This window comes from bacterium (genome assembly GCA_020440705.1).
Taxonomy (GTDB): domain Bacteria; phylum Krumholzibacteriota; class Krumholzibacteriia; order LZORAL124-64-63; family LZORAL124-64-63; genus JAGRNP01.
The window spans coordinates 1-8,650 of sequence record JAGRNP010000142.1 but is presented as its reverse complement, the minus strand read 5'-3'; the positions used below and the strand labels follow the sequence as shown (position 1 = coordinate 8,650).

The following is an 8,650-nucleotide window of genomic DNA, read 5'->3' as shown; positions in this document are numbered from 1 at the left end:
GGGGCGACGCCGGCGGCGGCCACGACGAGGGCGGCCGCCACGGAGCCGCGCGCCATGAGACGCGCGGCGACGAGGGGGGTGGAGATCATCGGATCAGGCTCATCCTTCGCGTGAGGGAGAGTTGGCCGCTGTCGAGGCGGTAGAGGTACAGGCCGCTGGCCAGGGCGCGGCCCGACCGGTCGGTGCCGTTCCAGCGGTGTTCGTGGCGGCCGGCGTCGAGGCGGTCCCAGGCGGCGTGGTGCACCAGGCGCCCCTGCAGGTCGAAGACCCGCAGCACCGCCGGACCGTCGGCCGGCAGCGAGAAGACGATGGTCGTCATCGGGTTGAAGGGGTTGGGGTAGTTGTCCAGGCCGAGGCCCGCGAGGGCCGCGTCCGGCACCGGGCTCTCGCCGCAGCCGGCCGCCAGGGCGCCGATCAGGTCGCCGCCGCACAGGCCGCCGGGGTGGTTGCCCGGCGCGCAGGGACTGGCGGGGTCGAGGTTGTACTCGTGGCCGGCGCTGCCGCAGAAGAGCGGATCGGCCGAGAAGTTGCCGCCCGCGTCGGTGCCGCACAGGGCGTCGCCCGCCGCGTTGCCGTAGATGTCGGTGCAGGAGACGACCGGCGTGGCGCTCGAACAGAACAGGCCCTGGCCCGCGGTGGCGAAGGCGATGATGCAGCGGTCGATCACCGGCGCGGCGCTCCACTGCACGGAGATGCCGCCGCCGAAGCCGTTGGGACTGGTGGCGTTCCCGGCGATGGTGCAGCTCTCGAGGGTCGGGGCCGGGGCGAAGCTGATGTCGATGCCGCCGCCCTCGGCGAAGAAGCCGCTGGCGGTGTTGCCGACGATGACGACGCGGCGCAGGGTCGGGCCGGCGGCGCTGGTGGCGATGCCGCCGCCCTGGCTGTAGGTGAAGGCGCCGTCGTTGCCCTGCACGAGGCAGTCCTCCATGAGGCCGGCCGCCCCGTCGAGGTAGGCCACGCCGCCGCCGTAGCCGAGGGTGGTGTTGTCGGTGATCTCGCAGCCGAGGATCTGCGGCGTGCTCGACTGCACCGAGATGCCGCCGCCGTTGCCCCAGTTGGCGGTGATCGCGTTGCCCGTGATGAGGCAGCCGCTCAGCACCGGCGCGCAGTTCTGGCGGATGAACACGCCCGCGCCGCTGGGCGCGGTGTTGGCCTCGACGACGCAGTCGATCACCTGGGGCGAACTGCTCTCCTCGATGGCCAGCCCGCCGCCCTGCTTGGCCGAGTTGTTGTCCATGACGACGCGCGTCAGCACCGGGCTCGCGCCGGTGATGCAGATGACGCCGCCGTCGGTGCAGCCGGTCACGCGCACGTCGGTGACCGCCACCGTGGCGTCCACGTTGCGCACCAGGATCCCGGCGCCGTAGATGGAGGCGAAGGCCCCGGTCACGCGCAGGTTCTCGACCCGGCAGTCGGACACGGCCTCGATGAAGATGCCGCGGCCGAGGCTCTGGGCGTCGATGATGGTCTGGTCGGGTCCGGCGCCGCGCAGGGTCACGCCGGACTTCATGATCACGCTGGCGGGGGTCGTGCCCGGGCCCTCGGTCGGGTGGGTGCAGTCGTGCCAGGTGCCCGCCGCGACGAGCACCGTGTCGCCGGGGGCGCAGGCCTGGACGGCGTCGTTGATCTGGGCGTAGTCGCCGGGCACGTTCAGCACGCCGCCCGAGGCGACGCCGGCGAGGCCGAGGGTGAGGAGCAGGATGAGGGCGCACTGGCGGATCATGACGTGTCCTTTCGTGTCCCCGGCCGCCGGGCGGACGCGACCCGACGGAGCCGGCGGCCTGCCGGACCCGCGGGGGGGACGGATGGTGGACGGGGACTATAGCAAACCCGCGCGGTCGAAAACCACCGCAATGGTGGATCCGGCGACGGTTTCGTCCTGACCGTCCCCGGAACAACCCGATGATGTGTCAGATTTTATTGCGATGTCGGGATCATATTGCCCGCCCATCCGGTCACCAAACCTGATATAGTCATGCGGTTCGCCCGAATTCCGAATCCCTGCATCCGTCCGCCGCCGCGCCCGTCGCGTTCGCATCCGGAGGCCTCTCATGCGTTCCCGCCCTGTCGTTTCCCTGTTCGCCGTCATCCTGCTCCTGTGGACCGTCGCCGCCGCGGCGGCCGAACCGGTCCGGGTGCCTCTTGCTTCCGGAGCTTCTGGAACCTTCGGAGAACCGTCCGGCGAAGCCGCGGCCACCACGGCCGTCGCGCTGGGGGAGAAGTCGGCCGCCGGCCTGACCCTGCGCTTCAGCGCCCCCTGGCTGGAGCTGACCTCGCGGGAGGCGGACGGCACGACCTGGCAGGCCGTTGAGCTGCCGGGCGCCGCGTCGGTCGGCGCTCCCGGAGCGCCGCAGCTGCCCCTGGTCACGCAGCTGGTGGCGGTGCCCGACGGGCGCACCCTGCAGGTGAAGAGCGTCAGCGAGGACATGCGGCAGCTCGCGGGGACCTGGCGGCCCTGGCCTGACCAGGGCCTGCAGCAGGGCGACGCCGCCACCTTCGTGTTCGACGCCGCGAGCTACGCGGCCGGCAAGGCCGCGGCGGCCGAGCCCCTGGTCAGTGTCGGCGAGCCGGGCCTGCTGCGCGGCGTGCGCGTGGTGCCGGTCCGCTTCCGGCCCGTGCGCTGGAACGCCGCCGACGGTTCGCTGGAGGCCGCGGCCAGCCTCGAGGTCAGCTTCGCCTACGTGGCGGCGGCGGACGGCCGGAAGAGCGCGACCGACCGGGCGATCCCCGAGTCGTTCGCCAGGATGCTGCAGGACGAGGTCATCGACTACACGCCCACCGGTCTGGAGATGGACACCCCGGGCACCTACCTCGTGATCTACCCCGAGGTGACCGGCATCGCGGGCAAGCTCGATCCGCTGCTGGCCTGGCGCCGGCGCCAGGGCTACAACGTCATCGCCACCTCGACCAACATCACCGGCGGCACGACCGCGGCGATCAAGTCCTACATCCAGGGCATCTACGACACGGCCGATCCCCCGCTCGAGTTCGTGACCCTCGTGGGCGACGCCAACGGCGCCGTGTCGATCCCGACCTTCATCGAGGGCCTCTCCGGCTACGGCGGCGAGGGCGACCACGACTACACCCTGCTGGCCGGCGGCGACGTGATGTCCGACGTCCACATCGGGCGCATCTCGGTCACGAGCACCGACGAGCTGGCCACCGTCGTGGGCAAGATCGTGGCCTACGAGAGCGAGCCCCTCGTCTCCACCGATCCCGGCTGGTTCACGCGGGCCGGCCTGGCCGCCGACCCGAGCTCGTCGGGCTACTCGACGATCTGGGTCAGCCAGTGGGTGAAGGAGCAGCTCCTGGCCCTGAACTACACCACCGTCGACACGATCTGGGGCGGCAACTTCACGACCCTCATGCTGCAGTCGGTGAACGCGGGCAAGTCGATCTTCACCTACCGCGGCTACTTCGGCATGAGCGGCATGAGCACCTCGCACATCGCCAGCATGTCCAACGGCCAGAAGCTGCCCTTCGCCCTCATCGTCACCTGCGACACGGGCAGTTTCGAATCGGACACCGTGTGCCGCTCCGAGGCCTTCCTGCGCGCGCCCAACGGCGGCGGCGTGGCCTCCATGGGCACGGCCACCATCGGCACCCACACCCGCTACAACAACTGCATGTTCCAGGGCGTGGCCGAGGGCGTGCTGAACGGCGACGGCCGGGTCGGGCCGGGCCTGACCCTGGGCAAGCTGCACCTCTACGAGAACTACCAGGACTTCGAGCCCGACGAGGTCATCATCTGGTCGACCTGGAACAACCTGATGGGCGATCCGGCCACGCGCATCTGGACGGCCCTGCCGCAGGCACTGGTGGTCGACCATCCCGCGAGCCTGGCCGTCGGCGCCAACACGATCCCGGTCAGCGTGACGGCCGGCGGTTCGCCCGTGGCCGACGCCCTGGTGGCCGTCTCCACGGCGGGGGGCTACGTGGTCAGTGGACGCACCGACGCCGCCGGTCGCGTGAACGTGCCCCTGTCCGGACTCGCCGCCGGCCCCTACGACCTGGTCGTCACGGGCCACAACCTGCAGCCGTACGTGGCCGGCTTCAACGTGGGCGCCGTGGCCGCGCAGGTCGACTACGTGGGGGCGCTGCTGTCCGACGCGTCCGGCGGCGACGGCAACGGCCTGGCCAATCCGGGCGAGGACATCACCCTCGACATCACCCTGCGGAACGACGGCACCGGCAGCGTCAGCGGCGTGACGGCGACACTCGGCAGCGGCGACCCGCGGATCACCGTGACCCAGGGCAGCGCCGCGTACGGGTTCCTCGGCGCCGGGGCGAGCGCGGCGGGCGACGTGCCCTTCGCCGTCTCCGTGGCCGCCGACGCGCCGGGCGGCACGACCTTCACCCTCGAGCTGACGGCCACCGACGGCAGCGGCACCTGGACCTCGCTGGTCGACGTGGCCGTGACCGGCCCGGCCGCCGAACTGGAGGCGTCCGCCCTGAGCGCCCTGATCGGCCCCGGCGGCTCGGCCAACCTGGACGTCACCCTGCGCAACCTGGGCAACCAGGCCTCGAGCGGGGCCACGGCCACGCTCGTTTCGCACAGCGACTGGGTCGAGGTCACCGACGCCAGCGCCACCATCGGCGCCATGGCCATCGGCGGCACCGGCGCCACGGGCGCCGACGACTTCGCCGTCTCGGCGAGCCTGGGGGCGATCCCCGGCCACGTGGCCGCCCTCGAACTGCAGGTCGTCTTCGCCGAGGGCGGCACCTGCACCCTGCCGGTCCTCGTCACCGTCGGCGAGGCGCGCTCGACCGATCCGGTGGGCCCGGACCGCTACGGCTACTACGCCTTCGACGACACCGACACCGGCTGGGGCCAGGCGCCGACCTCCGCCTGGATCGAGATCTCGCCCGACCTGGGGGGCTCCGGCACCAGCGTCGGCCTGACCGACTACGACCGCTACTCGGACGACGTGGTGATCCTCGACCTGCCCTTCCCGTTCACCTACTACGGCGAGACCTTCACGCGCATCAGCGTCTGCTCCAACGGCTGGTTCAGCTTCGGCGCGACCGACCTGCGCCACTACCGCAACTGGCATCTGCCCAGCCCGGGCACGCCCGACAACATGGTCGCCGTGTACTGGGACGATCTGGAGATCAAGCCCTCCGGCAGCGGCGTCTGGTGGTGGCACGACACGGCCAACGACCGCCTCGTGATCGAGTGGCACAACATGGCCAACGCCGTCACCGGCGCCACGGAGACGTTCCAGGCGGTGCTGGTCGATCCGGCCGCCGACGCGGGAGACACCGGCGACGGCGTCATCGTCATGAACTACCAGACCGTCACGCCGACCGACTCCCAGACGGGTTACGCGACGGTGGGCATCCAGAACGGCGAGCGCGACGACGCCGTGCTCTACACCTACTGGAACGCCTACCCGGTCGCCGCCGCCCCCCTGGTCGCCGGCCGCAGCATCGCCTTCCGCACCGTGGCGGCCCTGCCCCAGGGCCAGCTCAGCGGCACCGTCACCTGCGCCGGCAACGGCGCGCCCGTCGACGGGGCCCAGGTGCACGTCATCGGCGCCGGCAAGAGCACGCTCTCGTCCCTCGACGGCAGCTACGGCACCTCGCTGAACGTGGGCGCGTACGCCGTGGCGGTCAGCCACCCGTCGTTCGCCCCGGACACGACCTGGGCCGTGACGATCCTCGAGGACGCCGAGACCGTCGCCGACTTCGCCCTGGTCGACATCGCCGGCCCCGAGCTGACCCTGCTCAGCCAGCCGGAGAGCTCGGGCGACACCGCCGGGCCCTATGATGTCGTTTATGAAGCCCGGGACTACAGCGGCATGCAGGACATGCACTTCTACTACACGTCCAGCACGTCGGGCGGGCCCTTCGAGCTGGTGCCCCAGCCGGACGGCCCGGCCGACACGTGGCGGGTCTCCATCCCCGGCCAGCCCAACGGCACCCGGGTGCAGTACTGGCTGACGGCGGCCGACGTTCTGGGCCTGCAGAGCACGTCGCCGGCCGATGCGCCGACCTCCGTGCACGCCTTCACCATCGCCCAGACGACGGTGGTCTACGCCAACGACATGGAGTCGGCGGGCGACTGGACCGCCGGCGCCGCCGGCGACGACGCCCTGACCGGCGTGTGGGAGAACGTCGATCCGAATGGGGTCTTCAGCGATCCCTACCAGGTGGTGCCCGAGGACGACTTCAACGATCCGGGCACCCTGTGCTGGATCACCGGCCAGGATCCGGTGGGCGGGGCCCAAGGCGGCAACGACATCGACAACGGCACGACGACCCTGCTGTCGCCGGTGCTCGATCTCGGCGGGCACAGCTCCCTGGCGCTGAGCTACCGCCGCTGGTACACCAACGACACGGGCAACAACCCGGCCGCCGACGCGTGGGTCGTCCAGGCCCGCGACGCGGGCGGCGCCTGGGTCGACCTGGAGAACACGACGGCCAGCGACCGCTCGTGGTCGTTCCACACCTTCGACCTCGACGGCCTGCTCACCCCGGGCGCCAACTTCCAGGTGCGCTTCGTGGCGAGCGACCTCGGTTCCGGCTCGGTGGTCGAGGCGGGCGTGGACGACTTCATGCTCACGAGCACGGCGCCGGTGGTCGACGCCGCGCCGCCCACGGTCAGCCTGACGGCGCCGGCCGGCGGGGGCTCCTACGACGTCGGCGCCACGGTGCCGGTGACCTGGAACCACGCCGACGACACCGGCGTGGTCCACGTGGAGATCCGGCTGAGCACCGACGGCGGCGCGACCTGGGACACGGTCCTGGCCGCGGGCGCCTTCAACCAGACCTGGGACTGGACCGTCCCGGACCTGCCGGGCACGACCAACCGCGTGAAGGTGATCTGCCACGATGCCGCCGGCAACGCGGCCGAGTCGGCCTCGGCGGCCGACTTCACGATCTCTTCGGTCTCCGGGGCGGACGACGTGCCGGTGACCCGGGTGGCCCTGGGCCGCAACCATCCGAACCCGTTCAACCCGCGCACCTCCCTGCGCTTCAGCCTGCCCGCGCGGCAGGAGGTCTCGCTGAAGGTGTACGACGTGAACGGCCGCCTCGTGCGCACCCTCGTCGCCGAGATGCGCGACGCCGGCGTGCACACGGTGGTGTGGAACGGCGAGGACGACCGCGGCGGGCGGGCGGCCTCCGGCCTGTACTTCGCGCGGCTGGTCAGCGGCAACGTCGTCCAGACCCGCAAGATGACCCTGCTGAAGTAGTTCGGCAGCGAGGATCCGGCCCGCTGGGCGGGCCGGCGGAACCGGTGCGGACGCGTCACGGCGTGTCCGCACCCGCACGGAAGGACCCCGGGGGACGCGATGCGGAACGAACGTGGGCAGGCTGCGGCGGTGCTGATCCTGGTGGGGCTGGGCCTGTGCCTGGTCCTGGCCGGGTGCGCGGGGGACGAGTATCGGCAGGCCGCCGGCGCGACCGGTCCGGCCGGGCAGGCCGAGCCCGGGGTCGATGCCGCGGCCGGCGACGGCTTCGGGGTCGACGTGGTCCTGTGCCGGAAGGTGGGCCGCAAGACGGGCAAGCGCATCGGGGTGGGGCGGGAGTTCACCATGGACGACAAGGCGCGCGTGCAGGCCCTCGTCGACTTCCGCGGCGTGCGGGACGGCCGCACCTACACCGTGCACCTGGTCTGGATCCGGCCGGACGGGCGCGAACTCTTCCGGCGCTACGCCCGGGCCACCACCCGGCGGCAGCCCGACGCCAGCTGGCTGACGGCGGTGGCGTGGCGCGACGCCGAGGACCTGAACCACGTCCGGGCCGAGACCCTCATGACCGACGGGCCCGCCTTCACCCTCGACAGCCGCCTGAACATCGCCCCGGACCGGGAGCGCGAGGTCGGCGACTACCTCTTCCGCGTCTACCTCGACCGCCGCCTGCTGCGCGAGGAACCGTTCGCGCTCCTCGCGGCCGGTCCCGAGGGCGCCGCGGCCGAGCCGGCTTCGGCCGACTGACCGCCGGCCGGAGGCCATGGCCGCCGCTTCGCACCGCGTCCGCCGCGGCGCGCGCTCAGCGCCAGCGGATCTCCGCCTCGCCCAGCAGCGCGAGCACGCGCCGGATCCCCTCCTCGTCCACCACCAGCGAGGTGCGGCAGAAGCCGCGCCCGTAGCGGCCGAAGCCGCTGCCCGGCGAGAGCAGCACGCCGGTGCGGTCGAAGACGTCCGTCACGAAGGCCATGTCGTCGTCGCCGTAGGGGGTGGGGATGCGCGTCCAGAGGTACATGGTGGCCACGGGCGTGGCCACGTCCCAGCCCAGTTCACGGTAGCCCTTGGCCAGCCGCCGGGCCCGGCGCTCGTAGCGCGCGCGGTTCTCGCGGCAGATCGTCTGGGGGCCGGTGAGGGCCTCGACGGCCGCCATCTGGATGCCGCCGAAGAGCGAGAAGTCGACGTTGCTCTTCACCTTGCCGAGGGCCGCGATGGGCTCGGGGCCGCCCACGGCGAAGCCCACCCGCCAACCGGCCAGGTTGTGGCTCTTGCTGAGGCTCTGGAACTCGACCGCCACGTCGCGGGCGCCCTTGACCTGGAGCACGCTCGGCGGCGGCGCCTCCGGGTCGAAGCCGAGTTCGCTGTAGGCGATGTCGCTGACGAGGATCACGCCGTGCCGGCGGCACCAGGCCACCGCCTCCTCGTAGAAGGCCAGGTCGCACACGCCTCCGGTCGGGTTG

Annotated in this window: 4 protein-coding genes; 2 read left to right on the top strand and 2 right to left on the bottom strand. The window is 72.2% G+C overall.

Features of this window, described 5'->3' with window-relative positions:
• Positions 1 to 85: 85 nt before the first annotated feature.
• Entirely contained in the window at positions 86 to 1,723 is a 1,638-nt protein-coding gene (locus KDM41_15720; protein ID MCB1184875.1) for a right-handed parallel beta-helix repeat-containing protein, read from the bottom strand.
• Between the two features lie 328 nt (positions 1,724 to 2,051).
• On the opposite strand from KDM41_15720, the gene KDM41_15715 reads away from it, so the two are divergent.
• Both KDM41_15715 and KDM41_15710 read left to right on the top strand, forming a co-directional pair.
• Complete coding sequence (locus KDM41_15715) at positions 2,052 to 7,196, top strand: carboxypeptidase regulatory-like domain-containing protein (protein ID MCB1184874.1); 5,145 nt, start codon at positions 2,052 to 2,054, stop codon at positions 7,194 to 7,196.
• A gap of 99 nt (positions 7,197 to 7,295) precedes the next feature.
• Positions 7,296 to 7,940, top strand: coding sequence for a hypothetical protein (locus KDM41_15710; protein ID MCB1184873.1), 645 nt, complete (start codon positions 7,296 to 7,298; stop codon positions 7,938 to 7,940).
• A 55-nt stretch (positions 7,941 to 7,995) separates the two neighbouring features.
• Here KDM41_15710 and KDM41_15705 read toward each other — a convergent pair.
• Positions 7,996 to 8,650 (bottom strand): aminotransferase class I/II-fold pyridoxal phosphate-dependent enzyme (locus tag KDM41_15705; GenBank protein ID MCB1184872.1); only part of this gene is annotated, 655 nt, incomplete at its 5' end.

Coding starts and splice junctions, on each gene's coding strand:
- KDM41_15720 (MCB1184875.1), bottom strand. CDS start 1,723: ATGATCCGCCAGTGCGCCCTCATCCTGCTCCTCACCCTCGGCCTCGCC.
- KDM41_15715 (MCB1184874.1), top strand. CDS start 2,052: ATGCGTTCCCGCCCTGTCGTTTCCCTGTTCGCCGTCATCCTGCTCCTG.
- KDM41_15710 (MCB1184873.1), top strand. CDS start 7,296: ATGCGGAACGAACGTGGGCAGGCTGCGGCGGTGCTGATCCTGGTGGGG.